Annotated in this window: 27 protein-coding genes and 2 tRNA genes; 18 read left to right on the forward strand and 11 right to left on the reverse strand. The window is 65.1% G+C overall.

The annotated features are described in order from the left end of the window. Positions 1 to 54: 54 nt before the first annotated feature. The gene (locus tag MTR65_RS05775) at positions 55 to 531 is read right to left on the reverse strand and encodes an Hsp20 family protein (protein ID WP_039393302.1); all 477 of its coding nucleotides are present in this window, start codon (positions 529 to 531) and stop codon (positions 55 to 57) included. Between the two features lie 175 nt (positions 532 to 706). On the opposite strand from MTR65_RS05775, the gene grxC reads away from it, so the two are divergent. From grxC to MTR65_RS05810, 7 genes are all read left to right on the forward strand, one after another. Beyond that, complete coding sequence (grxC, locus tag MTR65_RS05780; RefSeq protein WP_243798019.1) at positions 707 to 970, forward strand: glutaredoxin 3; 264 nt, start codon at positions 707 to 709, stop codon at positions 968 to 970. Positions 971 to 982: 12 nt separating this feature from the next. Then, positions 983 to 1834 carry a carbon-nitrogen hydrolase family protein gene (locus tag MTR65_RS05785; protein ID WP_243798023.1) on the forward strand — a complete coding sequence of 284 codons (852 nt, stop codon included), beginning with the start codon at positions 983 to 985 and terminating at the stop codon, positions 1832 to 1834. Positions 1835 to 1852: 18 nt separating this feature from the next. Then, entirely contained in the window at positions 1853 to 2380 is a 528-nt protein-coding gene (locus tag MTR65_RS05790; protein ID WP_243798026.1) for a DUF1178 family protein, read from the forward strand. A 68-nt stretch (positions 2381 to 2448) separates the two neighbouring features. Beyond that, positions 2449 to 2525: transfer RNA gene (locus tag MTR65_RS05795), tRNA-Arg, on the forward strand. A 221-nt stretch (positions 2526 to 2746) separates the two neighbouring features. Then, positions 2747 to 4078: a tyrosine-type recombinase/integrase gene (locus MTR65_RS05800; RefSeq protein WP_243798028.1), complete on the forward strand. Its 1332-nt coding sequence runs from the start codon at positions 2747 to 2749 to the stop codon at positions 4076 to 4078. After that, positions 4078 to 4260: a helix-turn-helix transcriptional regulator gene (locus MTR65_RS05805; protein ID WP_243798031.1), complete on the forward strand. Its 183-nt coding sequence runs from the start codon at positions 4078 to 4080 to the stop codon at positions 4258 to 4260. Before MTR65_RS05800 ends, MTR65_RS05805 begins: the two co-directional genes overlap by 1 nt. Before the next feature lie 177 nt (positions 4261 to 4437). Continuing rightward, entirely contained in the window at positions 4438 to 5247 is an 810-nt protein-coding gene (locus MTR65_RS05810; RefSeq protein WP_243798033.1) for a hypothetical protein, read from the forward strand. Positions 5248 to 5370: 123 nt separating this feature from the next. On the opposite strand, the gene MTR65_RS05815 is transcribed toward MTR65_RS05810, so the two are convergent. Further along, positions 5371 to 5961 (reverse strand): recombinase family protein, encoded by a 591-nt coding sequence (locus tag MTR65_RS05815; protein ID WP_243798035.1) that lies wholly within the window; start codon positions 5959 to 5961, stop codon positions 5371 to 5373. 177 nt (positions 5962 to 6138) lie between these two features. Here MTR65_RS05815 and MTR65_RS05820 point away from each other — a divergent pair, with 177 nt between their 5' ends. Beyond that, on the forward strand, positions 6139 to 7104 hold the full coding sequence (locus MTR65_RS05820) for a DUF4062 domain-containing protein (RefSeq protein ID WP_243798038.1): 966 nt from the start codon (positions 6139 to 6141) through the stop codon (positions 7102 to 7104). 123 nt (positions 7105 to 7227) lie between these two features. Continuing rightward, a tRNA-Ser gene (locus MTR65_RS05825) sits at positions 7228 to 7299 on the forward strand. Between the two features lie 9 nt (positions 7300 to 7308). On the opposite strand, the gene MTR65_RS05830 is transcribed toward MTR65_RS05825, so the two are convergent. The 7 genes from MTR65_RS05830 to MTR65_RS05860 form a co-directional block, all read right to left on the reverse strand. Then, positions 7309 to 8913 carry a PepSY-associated TM helix domain-containing protein gene (locus MTR65_RS05830; protein WP_243798040.1) on the reverse strand — a complete coding sequence of 535 codons (1605 nt, stop codon included), beginning with the start codon at positions 8911 to 8913 and terminating at the stop codon, positions 7309 to 7311. Then, positions 8910 to 9200, reverse strand: a complete 291-nt coding sequence (locus tag MTR65_RS05835) for a hypothetical protein (protein WP_243798043.1) — start codon at positions 9198 to 9200, stop codon at positions 8910 to 8912. The genes MTR65_RS05830 and MTR65_RS05835 overlap by 4 nt, the downstream gene beginning before the upstream one ends. Further along, complete coding sequence (locus tag MTR65_RS05840) at positions 9197 to 9496, reverse strand: hypothetical protein (RefSeq protein WP_243798045.1); 300 nt, start codon at positions 9494 to 9496, stop codon at positions 9197 to 9199. Before MTR65_RS05840 ends, MTR65_RS05835 begins: the two co-directional genes overlap by 4 nt. Beyond that, positions 9493 to 10359 (reverse strand): alpha/beta hydrolase, encoded by an 867-nt coding sequence (locus MTR65_RS05845; protein WP_243798048.1) that lies wholly within the window; start codon positions 10357 to 10359, stop codon positions 9493 to 9495. Before MTR65_RS05845 ends, MTR65_RS05840 begins: the two co-directional genes overlap by 4 nt. Beyond that, positions 10353 to 12614 carry a TonB-dependent siderophore receptor gene (locus MTR65_RS05850; RefSeq protein WP_243798052.1) on the reverse strand — a complete coding sequence of 754 codons (2262 nt, stop codon included), beginning with the start codon at positions 12612 to 12614 and terminating at the stop codon, positions 10353 to 10355. The genes MTR65_RS05845 and MTR65_RS05850 overlap by 7 nt, the downstream gene beginning before the upstream one ends. Positions 12615 to 12944: 330 nt before the next feature. Then, complete coding sequence (gene cueR / locus MTR65_RS05855; protein ID WP_243798054.1) at positions 12945 to 13337, reverse strand: Cu(I)-responsive transcriptional regulator; 393 nt, start codon at positions 13335 to 13337, stop codon at positions 12945 to 12947. Beyond that, entirely contained in the window at positions 13334 to 15691 is a 2358-nt protein-coding gene (locus MTR65_RS05860; RefSeq protein ID WP_268739269.1) for a heavy metal translocating P-type ATPase, read from the reverse strand. The genes cueR and MTR65_RS05860 overlap by 4 nt, the downstream gene beginning before the upstream one ends. A gap of 139 nt (positions 15692 to 15830) precedes the next feature. Between MTR65_RS05860 and MTR65_RS05865 the strand changes: the two genes are divergently transcribed. Genes MTR65_RS05865 through MTR65_RS05875 form a run of 3 tightly spaced genes read left to right on the forward strand, consistent with a single transcriptional unit; the run spans position 15831 to position 18771 of the window. Further along, positions 15831 to 17066, forward strand: coding sequence for a GTP-binding protein (locus MTR65_RS05865; protein WP_243798056.1), 1236 nt, complete (start codon positions 15831 to 15833; stop codon positions 17064 to 17066). After that, positions 17063 to 17662, forward strand: a complete 600-nt coding sequence (locus tag MTR65_RS05870; protein ID WP_243798058.1) for a DUF1826 domain-containing protein — start codon at positions 17063 to 17065, stop codon at positions 17660 to 17662. The genes MTR65_RS05865 and MTR65_RS05870 overlap by 4 nt, the downstream gene beginning before the upstream one ends. Further along, positions 17659 to 18771 (forward strand): CobW family GTP-binding protein, encoded by a 1113-nt coding sequence (locus tag MTR65_RS05875; protein ID WP_243798061.1) that lies wholly within the window; start codon positions 17659 to 17661, stop codon positions 18769 to 18771. The genes MTR65_RS05870 and MTR65_RS05875 overlap by 4 nt, the downstream gene beginning before the upstream one ends. Here the strand turns inward: MTR65_RS05875 and MTR65_RS05880 are convergent. Further along, positions 18768 to 20333 carry a hypothetical protein gene (locus MTR65_RS05880; protein ID WP_243798063.1) on the reverse strand — a complete coding sequence of 522 codons (1566 nt, stop codon included), beginning with the start codon at positions 20331 to 20333 and terminating at the stop codon, positions 18768 to 18770. The two genes, MTR65_RS05875 and MTR65_RS05880, sit on opposite strands and share 4 nt — an antisense overlap. 121 nt (positions 20334 to 20454) lie before the next feature. Between MTR65_RS05880 and MTR65_RS05885 the strand changes: the two genes are divergently transcribed. Continuing rightward, positions 20455 to 21090: a TetR family transcriptional regulator C-terminal domain-containing protein gene (locus MTR65_RS05885; RefSeq protein WP_243798065.1), complete on the forward strand. Its 636-nt coding sequence runs from the start codon at positions 20455 to 20457 to the stop codon at positions 21088 to 21090. A gap of 2 nt (positions 21091 to 21092) precedes the next feature. Here MTR65_RS05885 and MTR65_RS05890 read toward each other — a convergent pair whose 3' ends face one another. Then, entirely contained in the window at positions 21093 to 22184 is a 1092-nt protein-coding gene (locus MTR65_RS05890; protein WP_243798067.1) for a helix-turn-helix transcriptional regulator, read from the reverse strand. Between the two features lie 409 nt (positions 22185 to 22593). Here MTR65_RS05890 and MTR65_RS05895 point away from each other — a divergent pair, with 409 nt between their 5' ends. The 5 genes from MTR65_RS05895 (at position 22594) to MTR65_RS05915 (ending at position 25675) form a co-directional block, all read left to right on the forward strand. Beyond that, positions 22594 to 23142 carry a hypothetical protein gene (locus tag MTR65_RS05895; protein WP_243798069.1) on the forward strand — a complete coding sequence of 183 codons (549 nt, stop codon included), beginning with the start codon at positions 22594 to 22596 and terminating at the stop codon, positions 23140 to 23142. A 32-nt stretch (positions 23143 to 23174) separates the two neighbouring features. Next, a complete protein-coding gene (locus MTR65_RS05900) occupies positions 23175 to 23429 on the forward strand; it encodes a hypothetical protein (RefSeq protein ID WP_226636660.1) in 255 nt (84 codons plus the stop codon). A gap of 61 nt (positions 23430 to 23490) precedes the next feature. Further along, positions 23491 to 23754: a GlsB/YeaQ/YmgE family stress response membrane protein gene (locus MTR65_RS05905; protein WP_243798072.1), complete on the forward strand. Its 264-nt coding sequence runs from the start codon at positions 23491 to 23493 to the stop codon at positions 23752 to 23754. Further along, the gene (locus MTR65_RS05910; RefSeq protein WP_243798075.1) at positions 23754 to 24824 is read left to right on the forward strand and encodes a L,D-transpeptidase family protein; all 1071 of its coding nucleotides are present in this window, start codon (positions 23754 to 23756) and stop codon (positions 24822 to 24824) included. Before MTR65_RS05905 ends, MTR65_RS05910 begins: the two co-directional genes overlap by 1 nt. 59 nt (positions 24825 to 24883) lie before the next feature. Further along, positions 24884 to 25675 carry a hypothetical protein gene (locus tag MTR65_RS05915; RefSeq protein ID WP_243798077.1) on the forward strand — a complete coding sequence of 264 codons (792 nt, stop codon included), beginning with the start codon at positions 24884 to 24886 and terminating at the stop codon, positions 25673 to 25675. The last annotated feature ends 97 nt before the right edge of the window (positions 25676 to 25772 follow it).

A 25772-nucleotide genomic window follows, 5' to 3' on the forward strand; every position in this document is an offset into this window, starting at 1 on the left:
AGGGCGGCCCGCGTGTGCGGACCGCCCTGAATGCATCATCGAATGGAAGAGGCCTCAGGCCGCGGCGCTGTCCGCGTCCTTGTTGGGCTCACTTTCGATCACCTTGAGCTGGTTGCCGCCAATGGCGATCTTCTTGGGCTTCATCGCCTCGGGCACTTCGCGCACGAGATCGATCACGAGGAGACCATCGGCGAGATCGGCCGCGTCCACCCGCACGTAGTCGGCGAGTTCGAAGCGGCGATCGAAGCCCCGCTGGGCAATGCCCATGTGCAGATAGTCGCCATCTGCGCCCTCGTCGGGCTTGCGGCCCTTGACGATGAGCAGGTTGGCCTGCGCGGTGATGTCGATGTCCTCGGGCTTGAAGCCGGCCACGGCCAGCGTGATGCGGTAGGCATCCTCGCCGCGGCGTTCGATGTTGAAGGGCGGATACTTGTCGCCGGCGTTCACGCGGTGCTGGTTTTCGAGCATGTCGAAGAGACGGTCGAAACCGACCATGGAACGGCGATAGGGCGCAAAATCGATACGGTTCATGACAAAAATCCTCATCTGAGCAATCTTCGTGAGTGAAGCCCGGCTGCCCGGCGCTTCGTCAGGTGTGTCATCCCCTTTTGGCTGGGCCATGACACATGGAATTAGATATGATAGCGCCGCGCCAAATCAAGGGCCTGACACCCGGGCCTTTTGCAAAATTTCAGGAGACACCCGCATGAGCCAGCCCAAGGTCGAGATCTACTCCAAGTGGGGCTGCCCCTATTGCGTGGCCGCCAAGGCGCTGTTCGACCAGAAGGGTGTCGCTTACGAGGAATACGACATCACCATGGGCGGCCCCAAGCGCGACGAGATGGAAGCGCGCGTGCCTGGTGCGCGCACGGTTCCGCAGATCCTCGTCGACGACAAGGCTTACGGTGGCTTCGACGATGTCAACGCGCTGGAGCGCGAGGGCAAGCTCGACGCCATCCTCGGCCTGTGATCGGCTGAAGGGATGCCCCGCGCCGCGCTTTTCCAGATGACCAGCGGGATCGATCCCGCGGCCAACGCCGAGGCCATTGTCGCCGCCATCGCCGAGGCGCGCCGCGAAGGCGCGGCGATGCTCTTCACGCCCGAGATGTGCGGCCTGCTTGACCGTGACCGCAAGCGCGGGGCGGCGCATGTCGTGGCCGAGGGGAAGAACCCGGTCCTCGCCGCCGCGCGCGAGGCCGCGGCGCGCGAGGGCATCTGGGTGCATCTGGGCTCGCTCGCGGTGAAGGGCGATGACGCGGGTGAGGGCGGCGATGGGCGCTTTGCCAACCGCGCCTTCGTGATCGACGATACCGGTGCGGTGCGTGCGCGCTACGACAAGATCCATATGTTCGACGTGGACCTGGCGAGCGGAGAAAGCTGGCGCGAATCGAACGCCTATGCGCCGGGCCGGGAGGTGGTGACGGTGGATACCCCACTGGGCAAACTTGGCCTCGCGATCTGCTACGACATCCGCTTTCCGGCCTTGTTCGAAGCGCTGGGCCGCGCGAAGTGCGACCTTATCGCCATTCCGGCTGCCTTCACCGTGCCCACGGGACGTGCCCACTGGCACCTCCTGCAATGCGCCCGCGCGGTCGAGGCCAGCGCCTACGTGATCTCTGCCGCGCAGGTTGGCGAACACGCGGACGGGCGCACGACTTATGGGCATTCTCTGGTAGTTGACCCCTGGGGCGAGATCCGCCTCGACATGGGCGGGGCCGACGATGGCGGGCGTCCCGGCCTTGGATTTGCCGAGATCGACCCGGCCCGGATCGCCGAAGTGCGCGCCCAGCTCCCCAGCCTTGCCAACAGGCAGGCCTTGCCAAGCCCCCTGTGATCGCCACATAGGCGTCACATGATTGTCTACGATCTGGAATGCCGCGGTGAAGGCCATCGCTTCGAAGGCTGGTTCAAGTCCTCGGACGATTTCGCGCGCCAGCAGGAGCGGGGCCTCGTCGCCTGTCCGTTCTGCGGCTCGGGCGATGTCGCGAAGGCGCCCCAGGCCGCCCGTCTCGCGCGCAAGGGCAACCAGAAGCCCGAACCCTCCCACCCCTCTGCCAGGTCGCCCGAGCGCCAACCCGCGCCCACACCGCGCGAAGAGGGCGAACCTGTCGCCGTGGCCCCTGTCGCCTCGCACGAACTGCCCCAGCAGACGGTGGAGATGATTCACAAGCTCGCCGAGATGCAGGCCAAAGCGCTCAAGGCCTCGCGCTACGTGGGCGAAAGCTTCGCCGAGAACGCCCGCCAGATGCACTACGGCGAGCGCGAGGTGGAGCAGATCCACGGCGAAACCACGCTCGAGGACGCGCAGGAACTGATGGACGAGGGCATCTCGGTCGTCCCCCTCCCGTTCCCGATCGCCCCTCCTGAGGAAACCAACTAGGTTTCCGAGCCCTGCGCGCCATCCCCCGCTTGCCTAGCCGCGCTCCCGCCGCTAGGACGCCCTTGCGTGCGCCCATAGCTCAGCCGGATAGAGCACCAGATTCCTAATCTGGGGGCCGTGAGTTCGAATCTCGCTGGGCGCACCATTACCCCCTGAAATTGCTGATTTTTCGAGGAGACGGTGAGCGCCATGCGGGTCACGCTTTTCCTCGTTTCATTCCGCAGGTCACATTTTGCGTGTGATCGTAGGGCGTCGCGTGGCGCTGAGGAATGTCACGGCGATGCACGGGAATATTGAATCTGCTTTCCGCAGGTCACTACTGAGTCAGGTCTTGGCGCGAATCACCGCGCTTGAAGGACAAGACCTATGACCACGACAAGAAGCATCACGAACACCTACCTGAAGTGCTTGAGGCCCAAGAGTACGGCCTATGACATCCCGGATGAAAAGGCCGGTCCACTGACCATCCGCGTTCGCGCAAGTGGGGCTGTCGTCTTCGTCTATCGAGGCCGAGTTGGTGGCAGGCAGGTCAAGGAGGTGTTCGGGCGCTGGGGTGGTGCAGTGGTTCACACGGATGCTCCTGCGAACCATCCTGAAGATGGATTGCCCATCCTGTCCTTGGAAGAGGCTCGCGCGGTTTCCTTCGACATGAAGGCCAAAGCCAAGGTGGCACTCCCACGTCCGAAGCCGCATCCTCACTATCAGGTCCGGAGTACGAAGCTCACTCTCGCCATGGCGCATGAGGAATACTGCCGAGAGTATGTGCGTGACCGTCCGAGCGCGGGTAATGAAAGTCTGACGCGAAAATGGGTTCTCCCCGCCTTCGGTGATCGCGCGGTGAAGACCCTGACGCGCCGTGAACTGAACGCGCATTTCGAGGGGCTGCGCGAACATTTCCGGCGGATGGATGAGGATGGCAACGAATACACGGGGGCGGGCCTCAACACCGTTCTGCGGACGTTCAAACCACTCCTGACGTGGTGTGTCCGGCGGGATTACATCGAGCACAATCCCGCAACGACAATCGAGATGAAGGCGGAGGATCGGGTACGCAACAGGGTTCTGCGTGCCCACGAACTCGGCTGGGTCCTGATGAGCTTGGCGAGTGAAGAGCGCATGGCTGCTCCCCTGCAATTGCTGCTACGTACCGGCTGCCGCCTGTCCGATATCACCAAGCTGACATGGGGCGAGGTCCAGTTCGAAGATGGCGTACCCGTGAAACTCCTGAAGCATACGACCAAGGCGAAGGTCCCTCATGTCGCGTACCTCACCGAGCAGGCTCGCCGTCTGCTCCCTCCCCGCCCGAAGACAGCATCGAGCAAGGACTTGGTGTTCCCCGATGCTCTGCGTACCCGAGGCTCCTCGATCTTGGATCGCCTGCGTGGGCGTGTGCAGGACCTCGCAGGGCCATTGGAACATGTCGCGCATTGGACAATCCACGATTTCCGCCGCTCCCTGACGACCAACCTGTCGGAGATGCGTGAAGAAGGGAAACTGACCTATGCGGATGCTGCCGAGGACTACGTGCTCGCGCATATCCCCACGGGCGTCACCCGCAAGCACTACAACCACGCCAAGCACTATAAGGATCGGGAGCGGATGCTCACCGTCTGGTCGGACTACCTCGACAAGTGCCTTTCAAATGTCCAGCAGCGGTGTGAGCAGGGCGGTCACGTCGAGATGCAGGAGGTCGCGTGATGTCGGGCAGCATTGAGTACCTCTCGCTCAACGATATCGCCCAGCGCTTGCGTGTCGGGGTTGCTTCGGTGAACCAACTTATCCGTAACCAGCTTCTTCCGAAGCCCATTATGATTGGCAAGCAGCGGCGCTGGCTGGCGCACGAGGTCGACGAGGCCATGCTTCGGTTGCGGGAGGCGTAAGCCCCCGGCAGGCGCTGGAGGGCAACTCCGGCGACCCTGAGGCCGACTGAGCGGCCTCCTCTTACCCAACGGAACAAACACTGCGGGAGGAGCCCTGGACGGGCTCCGGGTGGCTTCGTGCGTCCATCGTGCACGCACATTTGAGGCCATTGCCCGTGCAGAACGGAATGACGAATTATGATGGACTACGAAGAACGACTTGAGAAATTGATTGATGCGCTGGAGTGGCAGGCGGTCGAAGGAGGTTCCTTCGCGGCGCTGGAGAAACTCTCGGCGTGCGGAGTGGAGTGGGGACGGAGGTATGCGTGTCGCTCGCCGGGATGCCCCGGTTGTCGCGGACGTAACGTGAAGGGCCGTCAAAAGGTGCTGGCGGAACGGTTTGCGGGCTGCACCAAAGAGGGGATGGGGTTTTTGACCATAGTGCTTCCCGGTACGAACGACCTCGACCAACTCGGCCCCTTGATCGACCGGGAGAAAACACGGCTTCGGAACCGCATTAGGTCTGGGCGGGCTGCTTCGCCGGACTGGGGCTACGTGTTCGTTGATGGGACTGTCGAGATCGATGCCCTTTCCATTGACCAAGTCCACGCTCTAGCGCCGGAACGTCGCGACCTGCTCCTGAAGGTCGCACCACTCGGATTTGGGAATACCGGACCGACGTGGCTCCCGACCTTCCACTGCTTGGTCTATCGTGCGGACATACCGACCGAGGAGTTTCAAGGTTGCTTGGAGCGAGTTTGGAAAGAGCCCGGTCAGGTCGATTTCCAGCCGCTCTATCGGCATAGGAGCTTCGATGAGAGCCTTCGTCGCATCGGTTCTTACATCAACAAGTTTACCTGTTCAGTGGACCTGTGCGCACCTGTGCGAGGTGCGAAGATTGTTGAGCAATGGCCTGCCGCATGGGAGGCAGACTTGGTGAACTGGTTGCATGAGCGACGTAATGCGTTTGAGAGACTGCATTTCATCATTGGCCAGAAGCGGTCGTGAAGAAGAACCTACTTGGATTGGCAGTGGGCGTGGGTTATATTTGGAGTGTTTTACAATAATTTCCGTGTATAGATATACTATATCCAAGTGGGGCGGGGCGCTTATTAGAAGCGGCCTTGCGGGTTATTTCGCGTTCGTCGCAAGGGCGCAGTAACGCTTGACCGTTGGGGGTGAGATTTGGAAATGGCGGGCGGTGGCACTGATGCTGGCACCGTTCGTCTCTCTCCAGCGCACAACTTCCTGAGGGTCACATGCTCTCGGGCGACCCAAGGAGGTCTTGCCACGGTGGGTTCTTCCCGTGCTCGCGAGTGCTGTGCGGGCTGCGGCGCGTCCGCTCTCGCAGCGCTCCCGGATGCGCTGCCGCTCCATGTCGGCGATCTGGGCCAGAACGGCCAGTATCAGTTCGCCAACGCCTTTCCCGATACGGCCAAGGCCGCGCACGTCGACGATAACACCCATGGCGAGAAGACGGCGGACCGTGCTCTGGACGTCCAGCGCATCGCGGCCCAATCTGTCCACTGCGTACACGCAGACCTCGTCTCCTTCACGGACGTAGGACAGCAGTTCCGCAAACCCCGGTCGCTCGGCGGCGAGGGTTCCCCCGGAAATGCCTTCGTCGAAGAATTCACGGTCAAACTTCCCGCCAAGCGCTTGGCGCTGGGCCTCGACGCTCTGACCGGAGGTGGATGACCTGTAGTACGCAATCCGGCTCATGGACTTCCTTGGGTCAAAAGATATCACTCATTATGATCTATGGGCTCATAATGTGCAAGGTATCTTTTGTTGCGTGAATTCCGTGGGCTGGATGGGTGGCTCATAGGTTACAAGTTTTGCTCTGGCTATGATGTGTAAATTCGTACAGGAAGTGCAAACTATCTCTAGGGGGCTGGAATGTCGGACAAAAAATATCAGGTGTTTATCTCGTCGACATACGCTGACCTCAAGGAAGAACGTCAGATTTTGACCAGAGCTATCCTTGATATGGGGCACATCCCCGCTGGAATGGAGATGTTTCCAGCTTCTGACGTCGAGCAACTTGGTTATATCAAGCAGGTCATCGATGAATGCGATTACTACGTACTGATCCTTGGCGCGCGCTATGGTTCGCTCGATCCGGATGGGGTGAGTTTCACGGAACGGGAGTTTGAATACGCCGTTGCGACTAAGAAAACGGTTCTAGTATTCGTTCATGGCAAGATGGATGAGATTCCTCGTGGAAAGACAGATAAGGACGAAGTTAAATACAGGAAGCTTTTGGATTTTAAAGAAAAGGCCATGACTGATAGGTTGGTGAAGATTTGGGATACGCCTGAAAAACTCGGGTCTGAAGCCATTTTAGCTCTGACTAAGGCGTTCAAATCGCATCCGCAAGTAGGATGGGTTAGAGCCAATCAAATCCCGTCTCATTCCACCGTTGCAGACGTACTTCGGTATCGTGAAGAAATAGATCGTCTGAAGAATGAAATTGATATTCTTATGGTGAATAATTCACCTAGTTTTAGTGATGTTGCTGGCCTAAATCATGAATTGATACTTCATTATTCTAACTTTTCGAGGGGCGCTGATTACTCGCAGGCCATGACGTATTTTGATTTTTTACAGCTTATTGCGCCGAAGCTGCATACCCCGGGTACTATGACAAGCGTTCGAATTGGCGTGGAAACGGGGTTGAAAGAGCGGTTCAATGTTTCGGGGGAGCCTAGGTTGAATAGATCTGAAATTCAGGATGCGGTGCTTCATCTCGTGGCGACCGGCCACGTTTCGATGAAAGATGGTGGCAGTGCAGGAGGAACCGTCTATCAGTTGACTGATCTCGGTGTTCAGACTTGGTTGGAAATGTCCTACACGAAAAAATGATAAGTTATTTGCGGGTGATCTCTTTGTTTGCATGGGCGTGATTTGACTAGGCTTCAGGGTCACATCCCCGGTCACAATGTCTGCCATAACATGCCGTAACACCTAGTATCATGTTGTAAAATGGCGTATAAGTTATTGACTTGACTGAGATTCCTAATCTGGGGGCCAGTGGTTCGAATCCACTTGGGCGCACCATTTCCTTTCTCAGATTGCGGGTTTTCGTTCCGGCGCCGTGGCGTGGGATGTCGTGTCTGCTTGGGCTTCGCGGCGCGGGTGGGACCAGACGCTGTCGCGCGGGCCGTGGCGGGCGGCGCGTGCGGTGAGGGCGAGGCTGGCGGCGAGCGCGACGCTGACGGTATCGACCAGCGGCTGGCTCCAGGGATGCAGGTCGAGGAAGGCCAGGCTCGCCAGCGGGATGGTTAGGAGGGCAAGCGCGGCTGCGGGGACAAGTTCGATTGCGCCCTGCGCCGCGCCGCGCACCAGCGCCCAGGCGACGAACCCTGTAAAGACCACGTAGTAGATGGCGCTGTGGATGCCCGCGCTGGCCTCGGTGCCGAGCGGTTTGGCCGCTGCGAGGGTGATCGCGATGCCCGCCACGCACCCCAGCGGTACGCCCACGGTGAGGGCGCCCAGAGCTCGTGTCGCGCGGGTCTGCGTCACCGCACCGGCCTTGCGCTCGCGCTTGCGGCGCGATTCCACCCAGAGCAGGTTGCCCGTGTAGAACAGCATCGCACCGGCCAGTCCCAGCAGGAAGTAGGACCAGCGGATCGGCGCTCCCCCGAAGCTGCCGAAATGGAGCGCGAAGAAGCTCGTGATCGTGGCGCCCCAGGCGTCCTGCAGCCCGGGCATGTAGGTCGTGTCGGTCAGCGCGCCGGTGACCGGATCGGCCTCGACCATGCCGAAGGTGGGGCCGCGCAGGCCAAAGCGTGGATCATGGCCGCTGAGGCGCGCCTGCGGCTCACCCTCGCGGCTCGTGTGGTAGGTGATCGCGCGGATGGTGAAGCCCGGCGCCTGGCTCTCGACACGCTGGGCCAGTTCGGCCGGAGTGAGCAATTCGGGGTCCTGCGCGCGCGGGGACGGCGGCGCAGGCGGCGCCATCTGCGCGCGCGGGGCGCCCCGGTCCATGAAGGCGGCGCCCTGCAGGTCGTAGAATTCGTCGTGGAAGGCGAAGACCACGGCGGTCAGGGCCATGATGATGTGAAAGGGCAGGCTGACGATGCCGAGCACGTTGTGGACATCGAGCCACATGCGCTTGGCGTTCTTGCCTACACGCACCGCGAAGAAGTCCGAGACGAGGCTGGGCAGGAGCACGATCACGCCTGACACCAGCGCGATGAAGTAAAGCAGCGAGATCGCGCCCATGATGGGCATGGCGACCTCGTGCGCGAAGGGCAGGCCGACCTGCTGGTGCAGCATGTCGATGAACTGGGCCACAGGCGAGGCGGCCTGCTCCTCGACCTCGAGCGAGCCGTCGGGCGCCAGCGCGGCGAGGAAGACCTGCGGATCACGTCGGCTGCCTTGTGACCAGGTGACGCGGGCCGGGTTCTCCGGTCCGGTTTCAAGATGCACGTCATAGGAGCGTGCGGCCTCGGGATGGGCGGCGAGGACCGCTTCGACGAGCTCGGGCGCGCGCTCCAGCGGGACCGGGGCCGAGAGTGAGGTGGGGGGCGAGGCCCAGCGCTGAATGGGCTCCTCGAACATGGTCACAGCGCCGGCGAAGAAGGCGATGAACAGGGCGAGGCCGGAGACGATGCCAACCCAGCCATGTATCTCCTTGTACATCCGCAGGATATCGGTGCGCACTTTCATGACAGGCTCCCCAGGGCGAACAGTGTGAGCCACACGGCGGCGGCGGCAACGCCAAGCCAGAGCCAGGCGCGAAGCCCATTGCGAAAGAGAAAGCACAGCGACAGGACAGCGCACCAGACCGGCGCGATGATCCACATCGTGAACTGGCCTTGCGGGGAAAAGAAGCTGTCGCGCACGCCCAGCAGGGCGGCGAGCAGTCCCGAGACACCAAGCGCAAGGGCGAGGCCGAGGACGAGGCCGGCGGCGGTCTTGCCCGCCCAGTTCCGGCTGGTGAGATGCGGGGTCATTTGGGAGCCTTTCGATCTCCGGCGCGCCAGGCTGCGGCGAGCGGGAGCAGCGACCAGACCAGCATGAGTGCGGTCAGCCAGATGAATACGGAAGTGGCCTGGCCCGACCAGGTCAGGAGTACAAGAAGGCCGAGCAGGGCGGCGCCCCAGCCTCCCCGGGCAACCCCGCGACCTGCGGGCTGGTCTGGGCGCAGCAACTGGTTGGGCGCGGCGCGGTAGAGCAGCGCGGCACCCAGCAGGGTCAGGACGAGCCCGGCGGGCAGGGCCAGTACGGCAGCAAGTGCGGACCCGGTCATGGCCGGGCCTCCTGGAATGCGACGCGTACCGCCTGGCCGAGGCCCGGCAGCAGCGTGCCGCCATGGCTCTCGCCCGAATAGACGCGGCTGTGGACCTCCAGGTTCGCGACCGCAGCGAGCCGGTCGGCCAGTTCGCGGTGGGTCATCGCCATGGCCTGGCTGCGGGCACGCACACTGTCCTGCTCGCGTTCACCCACCCCGAGATGGAGCGTACGGGGCCCGGCCACGGCGAGGCGCGCGGGAAGGCCTCCAAGACCGCCCTCCAGGCTGCGCGCGCCGAACCACAGCGAGGGGCTGGTCGCGACGTAGTTGCGGAACAGCTCGGGCTGGCCCAGCAGCGTGTCGAGCACGAAGAGGGCGCCAAAGCTGTGGCCCCAGAGCGTCTGGCGCGCGGTGTCGATGCGGTAGCTGGACGCTATGCGGGGCATGAGTTCGCCCGCCAGGAAGCGGCGGAAGACAGGCGCGCCGCCGGTTGGATGGGCCACCGCGTCCGGCGGACCCTCGGGCGTGTAGTCGAAGCTGCGCCGCGCGAGCATGTCGTCCCCGTCCGGGTAGCCGATGGCAACGACAATGCCCTCGCTCTGCCCTTCATCGCGTCCGAAGCGGGCCAGGCGCTGTGCGGTCTCGACCGCGCTTGCAAAGGTCATGTCGCCGTCGAGCAGGTAGAGCACGGCAAAGCCGCCCGGCGGTGCGGGACGCTCGGGCACCTGGACATGGACGCGGTAGTGGGCACCTGCCTGCGACGTCATGGCGAATGTGTCGCTGCCCGCAATCACGTAAGGCGCCGCCAGCAGCGGGGCGGGCGCGGCGAAGGTCGCAAGGGCAAGTCCGGCGGCAAGGGCGCGTGCCTTGAAGCTCACCATGTGAACTGCACCCGCGCGGTCACCACGCGGCCCTGTCCGTAGTAGCACGAGGCAACCGTGGTGCAGGTGACGACGTAGCGCTTGTCCGCGACGTTGCGCGCGTTGAGCGAGAGGCCGATGCCCTCCAGCGCCGGGTTCGTTTCGCCCAGATCGTAGCGCAGCATGAGGTCGAACAGGGTGTAGTCCTGGATGCGGAAATCGGCGTTCATCGCATCGCCCCAGCTCTTGCCGGTGTAGCGCACGCCGCCGCCGAAGCCGAGCCCGGCCAGCGGGCCGCTTGCGATGCGCTGGTTGACGAAGAGCGAGGCCATGTAGGCGGGCACCTGGGGCAGGCTCTTGCCGAGGAGGTCCTCGTGGGTGTCCTTGGTCACGTCGGAATCGAGGTGGGTGGCGGATGCGATGACGGTCGTGCCGGACCCCAGCGAAGCACGGGCCTCCAGTTCCGCGCCGCGAATGCGCGCTTCGCCCGCCTGGACAAGGCAGACATTGCCGTTGCCACAGATGGTGCCGTCGGGATCGCTCGTCTGGACGTTCTGCTGGGTGATCTCGAAGACCCCAGCGGTGAGGTAGACGCCCTTGCCAGCCTGGTAGCGCAGGCCCGCCTCGAACTGCTCGCCGGTGGTGGGGCGGAAGGGCTGCTGGTCGAGCACGCTTTCCAGCGGCACGAGTTGCGGGATGAAGCTCTGCGAGTAGCTGAAGTAGGGGGCAAGGCCGTTGTCGAAGAGATAGACCGCGCCCGCGCGCCAGGTGAACTTGCTGGCGTCAAAGTCATTTTCGGTGTCGGTCAGGCGGTTGCGGGTGTGATCCTTGGTCCAGTCGTAACGCCCGCCGATGTTGAGGCGAAGTCGGCCCCATTCGATCTCGTCCTGCGCGTAGAGGCCGGTCTGCTCGCTGGTCGCCGCGCCGTAGACCTGCGGGGCCATGTTCGCCGCGTAGTCCTGGCTGCCGCGCGGCTGGGGATCGAAGATGTCGTAGAGCGGATCGACCTGGCCCCGCGGCAGGCCCGGCAGGCTCACGAGGTCGCGGTCGTGCGTCCAGTCGGTGTGAAAGTAGTCGAGCCCGGCGAGCAGGGTATGGGCAAGAGCGCCTGTGCGCACGCGCCATTCCAGCTGGTTGTCGATCGCAAAGCCGTCGCTCGACCCGGCCGAAGCGATCGCGCGGCGCCCGATGGTCTGCCCGTCAATACAGGAAGGGCCGTACTGCGGAACGGCGCTGCAGTCGGTGACGGTCCCACCCGATAGCACGGTCACCCGGTAGGCCGAGGTGATGTGCGTGTAGCGCAGGTTGTTGCGGAAGGTGAGCTTGTCCGTGAACTCGTGGCGGAAGAATGAGGCGGCCAGGTACTGGTTGCGCGTGAAGTTGTTCCACGAAGGCTCGCCGATGTTGGCGTCATTGGCGATATGGCCGCCGTTGGTTGGCGCATAGGTGCCGAGCGCGGGCAGGAACTGGTAGGTCGCGCCGCCATCGTCGTGCTGGTACTGGCCCAGAAGGGTCCAGCTGGTGGCCGATGTGGGCTCCCAGGTCACGCTGGGCGAGACATAGTAGCGGCTGTTCTCGACATCATTGACCTGGCTGCCGCCGTGTTGGGCAAGGCCGACGAGGCGGGCGGAGAGCTGTCCATCCGTGTCCAGTGGGCCGCCGAAGTCCGCGCCGATGCGGCCTGACCAGTTGCCAAGGTCGGTGTAGCCCTGGGCCTGGAGCAGCACTTCACCCTGGAAGTGGGAGGTGGGGCGCTTGGTGACGATATTGACGATGCCGCCCGGCGCCGACTGGCCGTAGAGTACGCCCGAGGGGCCTTTCAGGACCTCGATCTGCTGGAGGCCGAAGGTGTCGAAGCCGAAGCGGGTGAACTGGCCGCCCGTGGGCAGGCGCAGGCCGTCGACGAAGTTGTTGTTCGAGGAATAGCCGCCCGCGCTGAAGCCGCGCACCGAGACCTCGTCGGTGCGGCTGTCGATGCCCATCGGCTCGGTCTGGACCCCGGCGGTGTAGGAGAGGGCATCGGCGATCGTCGTCGCACCGCGCAGGTCCATTTCCTCGCGCGCGACGATCGAGACGCTCTGCGGCGCCTCGATGATGGGCGTGTCGGTCTTGGTGGTCGAGGTCGCGCTGGAAAGGCCCGTCGCGGTGACGATGATGCGCTTGCCCGCATCCTCGGGCGCCAGATCACCTGGCCCCGGAGCGGGCGCGCCTTGCGCGGCGCACAGGCTGCTCCATCCGGCGCTGAGCATCAGGCCGCCAATTGCGTATTTTCTCACGATGTCCCCTCATTCTCTCTGAACTATGACGACTCCTTCTAATGCGACTCAGTCTCAGTAGCAATACTTGGTGAAGTTTTGGCAGGTTGGAGAGCGGGCGTGAGGGAGCAGATTTCGCCGCGACAGCGCCTTTGGCCGCGCGCAGGCTGGAAGGAGAACCTTCAAAAAAGGTGGTTCCGAGGGCCATCGCCCTCGGGCTCCCCAAAATGTCTACGTCACCTTGAACGAGCAACGCGGGCTGAGAACGCCGGGGTGGCCGAGTTTGGGGTCAAGGGGCGATGGTCCCTTGAAAAGGTCTGTTCCTTTCTTGCGGTGAACCCGGTCCAGGCCTCACGTCTCCACGGCCATCCGGGCGATGATCGGGCAGTTCGGGCGCGCGTCGCCCGCGCAGCTCTCGGCCAGGTGGAGCAGGCTTTCGCGCATGTCGCTCAGCGCCCTGGCCTTGCGGCCCAGTTCCTCGGCCTTGGCGAGCGCGAGCGCCTTGACCTCGGCGCTGGCGCGGTGGTCGTCGTCCCACAGCGCCAGCAACTCGCCGATTTCCTCGATGGCAAAGCCCAGGTCGCGCGCGTTGGCAATGAAGCGCAGCCGCGCGATGTCGGCATGGGCGTAGTCACGATACCCGCTGTCCCGGCGCGCGGGCGCCGGGATCAGGCCGATCTTCTCGTAGTGCCGGATCATGCGCTGCGAGACGCCTGTGCGCGCAGAGGCTTCCCCGATGTTCACAGCTTCGTCGCCTTCAGACGCAGTGCATTGCCGATCACGCTGACCGAGGAAAGCGACATCGCTGCGGCTGCGATCACCGGGGAGAGCAGGATGCCGAAATGCGGGTAGAGGACACCGGCGGCAACCGGAACGCCCAGCGCGTTGTAACCGAAGGCGAAGAGGAGGTTCTGGCGGATATTGGCCATGACCTTGCCGCTCAGCGTACGGGCCCGGGCAAGGCCGGTGAGTTCGCCGGTGAGAAGCGTGATCCCCGCGCTCTCGATCGCGACGTCGCTGCCCGATCCCATCGCGATGCCTACGTCCGCCGCGGCCAGCGCGGGGGCGTCGTTGACCCCGTCGCCGGCCATCGCGACCACCCGGCCTTCGGCGCGCAGGCGTTCGACCACCTTGCTCTTGCGGTCGGGCAGGACTTCGGCCTCGACCTCCTCGATGCCGAGGTGGCGGGCGATGGCCGTGGCGGTCGTCGCGTTGTCGCCGGTGAGCATGACCACGCGTATCCCCTCTGCGCGCAGCGCGGTGAGGGCGTCGGACGTGCTCTCCTTCACCGTGTCGGCCAGCGCGAGAACGCCGCCAAGGTCCCCGTCAAGCGCGACGAAGATCGCGGTGGCGCCGTCCTTGCGCAGCGCCTCGGCCGTCTCGGAGGCCGCGGCGGTCGCTATGCCGTTTTCCTCCAGGAAACCGGCCGAACCCGCGAGAACACGGCGCCCCTCGACCAGGCCTTGCGCGCCCTTGCCGGTGGGAAACTCGGCCTCGGTCACGTCGCCCAGGGCCAAGTTGCGGCGCTGGGCTTCGATAACCACGGCGCGCGCGAGCGGGTGTTCCGAGGCTTGCTCGAGCGCGGCGGCAAGGCGCAGTACATCGTCTTCCTCGTATCCGCCGAAGGTGCGGACCTGCGTGACCGAGGGGCGCCCCTCGGTGAGCGTGCCGGTCTTGTCGACGACCAGCGTGTCGACCTTTTCCATGCGCTCAAGCGCCTCGGCATTCTTGACGAGGATGCCTTCTTCCGCGCCGCGCCCGATGCCGACCATGATCGACATGGGTGTGGCAAGGCCAAGCGCGCAGGGGCAGGCGATGATGAGGACGGCGACTGCGGCGAGCAGGGCGTGGGTGGCGCGCGGCTCGGGGCCCCAGATCATCCAGGCGGCAAAGGCCAGCGCGGCCACGGCGAGGATCAGCGGCACGAACCAGCCCGCGACCTGGTCGGCGAGGCGCTGGATCGGTGCGCGCGAACGCTGCGCCTGGGCAACCATCTGGACGATGCGGGCCAGAAGCGTGTCGCGTCCCAGCTTCTGCGCCTCGATGACGAGCGCGCCGGTGGAGTTGAGCGTGCCCCCGATCACCGCATCTCCGGCCTCGCGGGTGACGGGCATGGCTTCGCCGGTCACCATCGATTCGTCGAGCGAGGAGCGCCCCTCCAGGATCGTGCCGTCGACCGGGATCTTCTCGCCCGGACGCACGCGCAGCCGGTCGCCGATCGTGAGCTTGTCCAGCGGCACGTCCTCTTCGCCGCTCTCGGTCAGCCGCCGTGCAGTACGCGGGGCGAGGCCGAGCAGCGCCTTCAGCGCGTCGGAGGTGCGCTCGCGCGCGCGCAGTTCAAGGACCTGGCCCAGAAGCACGAGGACGGTGATGACCGCGGCGGCCTCGAAATAGACCGGCACGGTGCCGTCCATGGTGCGCATGGCGGGCGGAAAAAGTCCGGGGGCGAGCGTTGCGATGATCGAATAGGTCCAGGCAACGCCGGTCCCGAGCGCGATCAGAGTGAACATGTTGAGATGGCGCGTGCGCACCGAGGCCACCGCGCGGGTGAAGAAGGGCCAACCCGCCCAGAGCACGACCGGCGTCGAAAGCACGAGCTGGATCCACACCGAGACGTGCATGGGCACGAGACGGTGAAGCGCGGGGACGACATGGCCGCCCATCTCAAGCAGGAAAACCGGGAGAGCGAGCGCCAGCGCCACCTTGAAGCGGCGCGTCATGTCGAGCATTTCCTCGCTCGGTCCGGCGTCGGGATCGACCATCTCGGCTTCCAGCGCCATGCCGCAGATGGGGCAGGCGCCGGGGTGATCCTGGCGCACCTCCGGATGCATCGGGCAGGTCCAGACGGCGCCTTCGGGGACAGGCGCATCGGCGCCCGTGCCCTCCAGCCAGCGGGCGGGATCGTCCTCGAAGCGGGTCTGGCAGCGCGCGCTGCAGAAGTGGTAGTCCTGCCCTTCGTGCTCTGAGTGGTGCGGGCTCGTCGCGGGATCGACCGTCATGCCGCAGACCGGATCGGTGGCCGTGTGTGCGTCGTGCGCGTCCTGTCCGCGTTGCGCGCTCTGCGGGGCGCGGTGATGGCAGTGCTGTTTGTCGTGCATCGCAGTCCCTCCTTGGACCGGCTGCCCATATAGGGTCTGACATCGTGTCAGGGTCAAGGTGTGGCTGTCTATCGGCATTGTAATGATACAACATATCATGATAGGCGGCCTGCGAACCTATCTGAATTGCAGGATTGCCATGACCCCATCTTCCCAACCCGACACGCGCCTGCCCGTCACCGTCCTCTCCGGCTTCCTCGGCGCGGGCAAGACGACGCTGCTCAACCATGTCCTCTCCAACCGGGAGGGACGCCGCGTCGCCGTCATCGTCAACGACATGTCCGAGGTAAATATCGACGCCGATCTCGTGCGCGGGGGCGGCGCGGCCCTCTCGCGCAGCGAGGAAACGCTGGTCGAGATGACCAACGGCTGCATCTGCTGCACCTTGCGCGACGACCTTCTCCAGGAAGTGCGCCGGCTCGCCGAGGAGGGGCGCTTCGACTACCTCCTGATCGAGAGCACCGGGATTTCCGAGCCGCTGCCCGTCGCCAGCACCTTCTCGTTCCGCGATGAGGACGGGGTTGCGCTCGACGATGTCGCCCGGCTCGACACCATGGTGACCATGGTCGATGCGGTGAACTTGCTCGCGGACTATTCGAGCCAGGATTTCCTGGCCGACCGGGGCGAGAGCACGGGCGAGGAGGATACCCGTTCGCTGGTCGGCCTCCTGGTCGAGCAGATCGAATTTGCCGATGTCGTGATCGTCAACAAGGCCTCGTCGGTGAGCGCGCAGCAGCTGGATGTGGTGCGCAAGCTCGTGCGCAGTCTCAACGCCGAGGCTCGGATCGAGACCTGCGACCATGGCCGGATCGAGGCAGGTGCGATCCTCGATACCGGGCTCTACGATGAGGAACGTTCCGCGCAGCATCCGCTCTGGGCCAAGGAACTCTACGGGTACGCGCAGCACCGGCCCGAGACCGAGGAATACGGCATCGAGAGCTTCGTCTACCGCGCGCGGCAGCCTTTCGATCCGGCGCGCTTCCACCGCTTCCTCACCGCCGACGGGCTCGACCACGTGGTGCGCGCCAAGGGGCATTTCTGGCTGGCGACCCGGCCTGATTGGGTGGGCGAACTGGCCGTCGCGGGAAGCGAGACGGTAACCGCGCGCATGGGCCGGTGGTGGGACAGCGTGCCCCGGCACCTGTGGCCCGAGGATGATCGGTTCGAGAATTTCGTGCGCGAGCGCTGGGACCCGGTCTGGGGCGACCGGCGCCAGGAACTGGTCTTCATCGGCATCGGCATGGACGAAGCGCGCATCCGCCGGGCGCTCGATGCCTGTCTGGTGCGCAGCGCGGCCTTTGCGCCCGAGGACTGGGCGGACCTGCCCGATCCCTTCCCGGCCTGGGCGCCCGTCGCGCAGGAGGCGATGGCATGAGTGCAGCCGTCTGCGCCAACGCGCCCGAGGTCCTGACGCGCATTGCCGAGCCCGAGGTCCACCTTGCGATCTGGGAGGCGGGCCGTCCGTCCGGCCTCGACTGGCTCGACACACTCGACCTTGCGGGAATTTCGGACCTGTCCTTCCCCTGTGCGCTTACCGATCTGGACCGGGAGATCGGGGAAGGGCTGGCCGAGGCGGGCTATCCCGAAGGGGCAGAGAGGGACGTGCTGGGCGAGCTCATGGCGGATCTCGCGCGCCGTTTTGGCGCGATCATGGGCTGCGATGCTGTGAAGGTCCGGCTTGAGGTCATCCGCACCGATGCCTGCCGCAAGTTCCACGCCGACTACGTGCCCGCGCGCCTCATCACCACGCTTGCCGGACCCGGCACGCAGTGGATCGAGGCGGACAGGATCCTTGAAGGCAATCCCGAGGAGATCCACCAGATGCGCGCCGGGGATGTGGGCCTGTTCAAGGGGCGTCTGCTTGCGCCCGAACCGGCGATCCTCCACCGCTCGGTCCCCCTGTCGGCCATCGGCGGCACGCGGCTGCTCCTCGTGCTCGATCCGCTGGGAGTAGGGGAGGGGACAGCATGACCGGGGTGCTCTCCAGCCTCGATGGGCTGATCCCCGTCTCGGTCCTCACCGGGTTCCTGGGGAGCGGCAAGACGACGACGCTCAATGCCCTCGTGCGCAGTCCCGAGATGGCGCGCGCGCTCGTCATCATCAACGAGTTCGGCGAAGTCGGGCTCGACCATGATCTTGTCGCGCAAGGGCACGAGGAGATGAAGGTCGAGATGATCGGCGGGTGCCTGTGCTGCACCATCCGCGGCGATCTTCTGGCCACCTTGCGCGATGCCCCCTGGCGTTTCGCGCGCGAGGGGCGCTGCTGGTTCGACAGGGTGGTGATCGAGACCACCGGCCTCGCCGATCCCGCGCCGATCCTCCACACGCTGATGCGCGACCACACGCTCGAGACGATCTACCGGCTCGACAGCGTGATCGCGACGGTCGATGCGGTGAACGGCGCGGCCACACTGGAACGGCAGGAGGAGGCGGTGAAGCAGGCGGCGATCGCCGACCGCATCCTGCTCACCAAGACCGATCTCGTTGGGGAGCCCGAGCGCGAAGCCCTGACCGCGCGGCTGCGCGCGCTGAACCCGGCCGCGCCGATCCTGCCCGTGGAGCACGGCGCCGTCGCCGCGCCCGAGCTATTTGGCGGCGGGGCCTTCGACCCGGCGGGCAAGAGCGCAGATGTCCAGGACTGGCTGCGCGCCGAGGCTTACGCGGATCACGGTCATGCCCATGACCATGCGCACGGGCATGACGTGAACCGCCACGGCGCCGACATCCGCGCCACCTGCCTTACCTTCGACGAGCCGCTCGACCCTGAGACCTTCGAGCGCTGGATCGAGCTGCTCACCTGGATGCGCGGGGAGGACATCCTGCGCATCAAGGGCATCCTCAATCTGGAAGGGCAGGAAGGGCCGGTGGTGGTCCACGGCGTCCAGCATGTCTTCCACCCGCCGGTGGTCCTCAAGGAATGGCCGTCGGATGATCGGCGCACCCGGTTGGTCTTCATCACGCGGGGGCTGGACGGCCCCGAGCTGGAGGAGACTTTCGCGATGTTCACGCCCGAGCCGTTTCCCGAAGCGGCCACGGAGGCTGTCACCGCCGGCGGCACCCTGTCCGGCTGGGCGCGTTAACGGCAGACCGGGTTGCCCGCTTCGGCAAAGGTGAGGAAGGTCACGCTTGAAGGCGCGAGCGTGACCGAGCCTGCCCGGCGAACGCCGTCCAGATCGGGCAGAGCATCGCCCGCGCCCAGTTCCAGCGGCGTGCCGTTGAGCGCGGCGTGCGCGGGATCGCTTGCGGCTTGGGTCAGGCTGTGGACTTCGGCCTCACCGGACAGCGCCAGATCATGGGGCTGCGTGCGGTCGGGATTGATCGCGAGCACGCTGACCCCGCCGGGAACGCCGCGCTGGCACTGGGCGTAGAGCCGAAGGCCGGTCCTGGCATCGGCGCTTCCGGCATCGAGCACCGTCGTTCCCATCGTACGCCGCCACAGCAGCGCGGCCCAGTAGTTGGGGCGCGGCGCGAAGCTCTTTTCATCAAGCAGCGCGTAGTCGCTGGCGGCCAGCGTGTTGTGCATGACGACCGAGACCCCCTGGCGCGCCGCGCGGGCGAGCTGGTCGACGAAACGGAAGGTGTCGGCAAAGGTCGCGGCCTGCGGGTTGCCGCCACACGCGGTCTCGGCGGTTTCGGTCAGCCAGAGCGGGGCGTCGGGCGCGACTTCGCGGCGCAGGGCCTTGGTCCTGGCAATGGCGTGGTCGATCATGCCCAGCCACTCGCCACCTTGCGGATCGGGCTGCGCGCCCGCGCAGCGCTGGGAAATCTCGCCGTAGAAGTGGAACGAGACCACGTCCGGGGCCGTCGATCCGCTCGGCACCATTTCGTGGGTGGGCAGCGTCTTGATGAAGGCAGGAAGCGGGCTGCCATCGTTGTATTCGAAGGCACCGGGCGCCAGCACCTTGGTCCGGGGAGAGCGCGCCGCCAGCCAGTCATGGAAACGGGTATAATCGCGCAGGTAGTCGGCGCTCGTGTAGCCCTCGGGCGGCTGGGTGCCGCCGATGAGATTGGGCTCGTTGGCAAATTCGCTGGCCCAGATCTGTCCGCCCATCTCGTGGGTGGCGGCGAGCCAGCGCTCGGCAGCCGTGCTCTGCCAGACCCCGCTCTCATCGCGGGCGCCCGCGCTGGTGGGCATCGAGGTGACGATCCGGCCATCCACGGCCTTTGCAAAGTCGATTGCGCCGCGCCACTGCGCGCGGGTCAGGACGGCGTCGAAGCCATCGGGCACAGGCCCCTCGTGCGTTTCCGCATCGCGGTAGGTCGTCGCGTTGGCCCAGGTGCCGCTGTAGCGCACGTAGACCGGCCCGAGAGCGGCAGCCAGCGTGCGCAGGCGCGGGCTCGAAAGGTCGATCGGCGGGCGGTATTCGTACTGGTCGGAAGGGTCGGCCTTGCCGTCGCGATAGGGCTTCCAGAAGCGCCCGCCCGTCAGTTCCACCATTTCCACATTGTAGGAGAGGAAACGCTCGCTGACGGTTCCGATCTGCGCCAGCTCGCCCACCGCAAGGACCGGACCGGGCGCCTCGGCCACAGCCGGAACCGAGCCGAATGCTGCGAGGAGCCCCGTCGTGAGGAGGACGCGGCGCAGGCGCGTGGATACGGGAGAGTGGGCGGACCGGGATACCGGCGAGGGAAGCTGTGTCATGCACAGGGTCTAGGGGCGGGCGTGGATCGGGCGCAAGCAAAATTTTACAATGTAAAAAATAGTACAGGAGGATCGCACGCCCATCTCCTTTGCTGCGCAAAAGCGTGCTAGGACTTTGCCGATGACGACGACATCTCCCGATACCGCGCCTGCGCGCACGGCCGCGTCCGCAAAGGGCGCGGCCCGGCGCGAGAAGATCCTGCGCGGGGTGATCGCGATCATCGCACGCGATGGCTACCGCCAGCAGTCGCTGCGGGAACTTGCCAAGGCGCTGGAGATGGAGGCGCAGCACGTCCTCTACTACTTTGCGAGCCGGGAGGACCTGCTGCGCAGCGTCATAGAATTGTGGGACAAGGACAGCCTCGCCAATCCTGATCGTGCGCCCGATTTCGTCCAGGTTACCGGGCCAAGCCTTGATCGTTACGTGGCGGCGGTCAGGCGCAGCAGCGCGGCGCCGGGCATGTCCTATCTCTATCTCTCGTTCGCGGCCGATGCGGTTGTGCCCACGCACCCCGGGCACGATTTCGTTCGCGCCCGGCAGGCGCGTGTACGCCGCGATCTTGCTGAGGCTATCCGCGCCGAACAGGCGGCGGGAACGATCGCGCCCGATATCGATCCGCCGCGCGCCGCGCGCCAGTTGTCGGCGCTCTCCAACGGGCTTCAGCTACAGGCCCTGCTCGACCCGGATGGCGCGGACTGCGACCCGGCGGGCGAAGTCGCCGCCGCGGTGGCACGCCTGCGCGCGGCTGCGCGCTAGGCTCAGGACCGTGCGGTAAGGGGGGGAAGCGCCTGCGCGCGGTACTGGCTTGGCGTCATTCCGAACCAGCGGCGAAAGCGGCGGTTGAAGTCGGAGGCATCGCTCAGACCCAGCTGTTCGGCGACGCTGCGGATGGCAAGGCCATTCTCACGCAGAAGCGCCTGGCTGCGTTCCTGCAGGAGCACGTCGACCAGCGCATGAAAGCGCGTGTCTTCGGCCTTGAGGTGGCGGATCAGCGTGCGCGCCGAAACGCCGAGCTCACCCGCCACCTGTTCCAGGCGGGGAACGCGGCCGGTGGAGGTCAGCAGGTTGCAGCAGGCGCCCCGCGTCCGGGCTGACCAGCCTGAATTGGGCCGCGTGGGCTCCACCTCCGCTTCGCAGCGGGCCAGCGCCTCGGTCCAGACCGCCGGGTCGTGGGTTACGCTGGGGCAAAGGGCGAGCGCGCGGGGCAGGGTTATGGCATCGCGCGGGGCGGCGAAATCCACGCGGCAGCGAAAGGCCGCGCGCAGCCGGGCGGCATAGGGCACTTCGCGATGGCGCAATTCGATCCGCGCTTCGTGGACGGGGCGCCCCAGGTTCGCCGCTGCGACACGGGCGAGGAAGAGCAGCGGCGCTCCGGTCAGGATCGGGCGGGCATCGCCAAGGGGCATGCAGGCATCGAGTTCGAGCGTCAGCGTGCGTGCATCCATCGAAAGGCGGTGTTCGAAGATCCCGGGTCGTTCGTTGGCAAAGCGCGGCAGGATCGCAAAGGCGCTTCGGATATCGGGCGCGTAACGGGTGGCAAGGTCGATCCCGCCCCGAAAGTAGGGCACACCTGCCTCCAGGAAATCGATGAAGTAGGCAGGGTCGGGGGCATGGCGCGCCATGTTGGACATGATCGTGATGTACTGGCCTACGCGGATCGTTTCGGGGAGCTCGTCCTTGCGATCGAGCCCCGCTCCGGCAAGGAGCCAGGAGGGCCTTTCAAGCGTCGCATCAAGAGAGCGGACAAAGCGCGCGCACATCCTGCGATCCGCCCGGACGTCCGGAGTCTTGGACGCCGTGCCATGCTTGCCCCATGTATCCATCGCGCTGGCGCGCAACCTGTTCGACATCCCTTCCTCCCTGAAGCGCTGTGCGAACCGGAGCCAAGTTTGCGCAGGCCCGGGAACGAGGTCAACGCGAAAGTAGAGAAAGGCATTTCGGCCAATTCTGGGAAATTGACTGAAGTATCTTCTTTTCAGAATTTTAGGGTCGGTTTTCCGAATTGTATAATTTCCATGTTTTAATCCGAGCTGCAGAGATGCGCGAAATTTGGCAGCAAATGCCAAGAATATTGCCATCTATTGCCATTGACCGGTGGGGTGTCTGACGGAATGATCTGAGGGTATTTGCGGAATATTTCCGCGTCATGGCGACTTGCAGGAGGGGCAGGTGTACCTTTGTCTTGCACACGTGCTGGGATACCGCTTCCGGCCCTTAGGGCCGCTTGTCGGTCTGTGCGGCCTTCTGGCAGCCTGCGGCATGGCCCCTGGTGAAGAGACCACGGTCCCGGCGGCCGAGCCGGTCGCGTTTCCCGAGAGCCTCGTCGTGATCGGCGATGGCTATCCGGCAAGTGGCGATCCCTGTCGGCGCCTGGGTGAAAGTGCGGTGACATCCAACTGGCTCGATGACAGCGCGGTCCTTGTCGGCTGCCCGGGTATGGCGGAGGCCAAGGCGCTTGGCGGCACCATTGTCGGTGCGGACGGGCCCATTGCCATCGTCTCGGTGCCGATGGGCGATGCCAACGCTGGCCTGGCCGCGGCGGGCTCTGCGGCGACATCGGCGCCCGCAGCAACTGCGCCCGCGACCGATCCGATCAGAGGAGCAGGGGGTATGGAAAGCGTCTGCCATGCCCGCATCAACGACATGACCAGCGGGGAGGTCATTGGCACGCAGCGTATCGAGGAGGCGGAATCGGGCGTCATGATCTATGTGAACGTGCGGACCGCGCAGGCTCCGTGGCAATGCTTTGGAAGCCGCGACGGCGTGCTCGATCAGGTCTTTTACGGCGGCGACGAGGGGGCGCTCTAGATGGGGGCGGGCACCTCGCTCGGGGCACGGCGATGAAGTGGGTCTTCCTTGTCTTCATCGCGCTCTATCTGGGGGCGCTGGCGCTGCTTGCCATCGGTACCTTCGGCTGGCTGGGGCAGGAGAGGGACCCGCTTTCGGGCGTCTTTCTGGTGCCGCTGGGCCTACCCTGGAACCGCCTCGCTGACGGCCTTGGCTGGGGCGGGGTGGTGAGCGGCGTACTGGCGCCGGCGGTCAACGCCGCGCTGCTCTGGGGACTTTGGAAGGGACGGCGGCGCACCGCTGGATAGCGGATCGCGGGCAGGAAGAGAGGCCCTGCGCGCACGGGTGACACGGACGAGGAGAGACGTCATGGGCTGGATCGTTGCCCTGATCGTGGGAGGGCTGGCCGGGTGGCTGGCAAGCAAGGTCATGAACCGCGATGCCTCGATGGGGATTTTCTGGAACATCGTGGTGGGCTGCGTCGGCTCGGTCGTGGGCAATGCGATTGCCAACAATTTCGGCATTGCAGGCAGCGTGCAGGAGTTCTCGATCGTGGGCCTTCTTGTCGCCTTTGGCGGCGCGGTGGTGCTGCTGGGCATCGTCAACCTGATCCAGCGCGGGAAGGTGCGCTGATGCGGCGCCGCGGGTTCGCACGCCTGGGCGCGGCAAGGCTGCGCGCTCCGGCTCCGGCCAGCGCACTGGCGCTTGCGCTTGTCCTGGCCCTGGCCTTTGCGCTGCTGCCGGTGCTGGCGCGCGCGCAAGGCTCCAAGGTCAGTTCCGCGCCCGAGCTGGCGCGGGCCATCGAGACACTTGAACCAGGCCAATGGGTCTGGGCGCCCGAGGTCGCGCCCGAAGGGCCGGTGCTCGTCTTCGTCGATCTCTCGCGCCAAATCGCGCTCGTCTACCGCAACGGCATCCGCATCGGGGCGACCACGGTTTCCACGGGGAAACCTGGCCACGCGACGCCGACGGGCGTCTTCACGATCCTGCAGAAGGACGCCAAGCACCGCTCCAGCACCTACAACAATGCCCCCATGCCCTATCAGCAGCGGCTGACCTGGGACGGCGTGGCGCTCCATGCGGGCGGTCTGCCGGGCTATCCCGAAAGCCATGGCTGCGTGCACCTGCCCTACAACTTCGCGCGCGAGCTCTTCACCGTGACCGAACTGGGCGTGACCGTGGTGGTCGAGGGCGATGCCCAGCACCACCTGGAGACAAGCGGCAACGCGCTTCTCTCGCCCTTTGACGATGCCGGCAAGGCGATGGCCTACCACCCGCTGCGGCCCGGTGAGCAGTTCCACTGGACCCCGGATATTGCGCGCGAGGGACCGGTCTCGGTGATTGTCTCCAAGCTCGACCAGCGCATCGTCGTGCTGCGCGGGGGCAAGGAAATCGGGCGCAGTGTCGCGCGCATTCGCGACGCGGATCCGGGATCGCACGTCATCACCCAGATCGTGCGGGAGGGCAGACCGCACTGGGTCTTCGTCGGGATGGCGGGGCACGAGGAGGAGCAAGGGCGCGAGATCGACGAGGCCCTGCTCAACCGGGTGGAGATGCCGCGCGAATTTCACCGCGACCTCGATGCCGTGATCGGCCCGGGAACGACGGTACTGGTCACCAATTCGCGGGTTGGCGCGGGCTCGTGGGATCACCTTACCGTGATCGATGCAATCCATCCGCACGCCGCGCCCGAAGGGGGCTGAGGCGCAGGGATGCGCGCAGATGGGGCAGAGTTTGGGAAACAGAAGGGGAGAGCCTGATCATGAGTACGCACACACGCTTCGCCGTCATGGGCGCACTGGCGGTCTTCGTCGGGCTGGCACCGCACGCGGTCATGGCCAGGAAGGCCTCTTCGCTGACCGATCTCAACGGTGCGCGCGCATCGAGCGCGGAAAGCATGCTTCAGTCGCGCGGCCTCAAGTATATCGACGGGCGCAAGGGAAGTTATGGCGAGAGCTATTCCTACTGGTGGGACGATGACGGTGACGACTGCGTGGTGGTCGAGGTGAGCGACGGGCGCGTGATGACCATCAACGATGCCGACAAGAAGGATTGCCACCATTCGGGCGACAACACCGGGGCTGCCGTGGCCGCGGTGGCGGGGCTGGCGCTGCTCGGCGCGCTGATCGCCCACAAGTCCGACGATCACGATGACAAGGTCCATTTCGACAACCACGATCACGAACGCGAATACGACCGTGGCTACCAGGACGGGCTCTACCACAAGTCCTACCACAACTACGACGACTCGACATATTACTCGCGTGGATATTCGAAAGGCGTGGAACAGCGCAACAACCGCACTCAGCACCATCACGGGGATGGTGGGTACCAGCGCACGGCGACCTATCTCGATCTCAACGGTGCGCGGGCGGCTGGCGCGGATTCGTCGCTCCGGCAGCGGGGCTTCCGCAATGTCGACGGTTTCAAGTCGGGCAGCGCGGCCTACACCATCTGGAACCGCCCCTCCTCCAAGCAGTGTCTCCAGATGACCGTGGCGGACGGCCGCGTGGAGGACATCCGCGACATCCACAGCCACCCCAAGTGCCGCTAGGAGCCGTGGAGGCTTCCTGAATGCGGCACCATCACCGACTTCGCCGGGACCATACCCCCTCCCGGTGACAGGTCCCGTGTCCCCGGCACCGAGGGGG

Source organism: Novosphingobium mangrovi (assembly GCF_022818885.1).
GTDB classification, from domain to species: domain Bacteria; phylum Pseudomonadota; class Alphaproteobacteria; order Sphingomonadales; family Sphingomonadaceae; genus Novosphingobium; species Novosphingobium mangrovi.